This is a genomic window from Grimontia celer (assembly GCF_900055185.1).
Taxonomy (GTDB): Bacteria; Pseudomonadota; Gammaproteobacteria; order Enterobacterales; family Vibrionaceae; genus Enterovibrio; species Enterovibrio celer.
In genome coordinates, this window is record NZ_FIZX01000102.1 from 1 (window position 1) to 509 (window position 509).

At 44.0% G+C, this 509-nt stretch carries 2 protein-coding genes; both read right to left on the reverse strand.

Annotation, left to right across the window (positions count from 1 at the left end; all coding sequences use genetic code 11):
* Window positions 1-208: TetR/AcrR family transcriptional regulator (locus GCE9029_RS25635; protein ID WP_157487876.1), on the reverse strand; the 208-nt coding region annotated here is incomplete at its 3' end.
* Window positions 209-325: 117 nt separating this feature from the next.
* Window positions 326-509 (reverse strand): hypothetical protein (locus GCE9029_RS26680; RefSeq protein WP_197475453.1); only part of this gene is annotated, 184 nt, incomplete at its 5' end.

A 509-nucleotide genomic window follows, 5' to 3' on the forward strand; every position in this document is an offset into this window, starting at 1 on the left:
GAGCAAATTCGCTACGTTCGATAATTTGACGAAGCACTTCTTGCCACAACGATAATTTGGACGGGTAATTACTGTAGACCGTCGGCTTTGACACACCCGCTTCTAATACCACTTGATCAATGCTAGTAGCTTGATATCCCAATACTTGAAATAACGTCAAAGCTGTTTCTGCAATCAAGCCTTTTTTGGAAGGTCTTCCTCTGGCCATGACTCATCCCTTAATTATGAAATACTTCGAATGTTTGCCATTATGCCATTTTTAGCATCAAAAAGGGGACGAATTGAGTTCGCCCCCTTTCAGGTGTTTGGTGCGTTTCTTGTTTGGTTACAACGCCTGAGCAAGTTCCTGCGCCTGTAACTTCACGCTTTCTAATCCGTTACCCGATAAATACCAAAGGCCTGGCGTTAAATAAGCCACTTTGGTGTCAGAGCCTAACTGCTTTAATTGGCTTTGCAGCGCATCTACGTCTACAGCCTTGTCTGTTTGACCAATAGCTTGGCTTCGATCC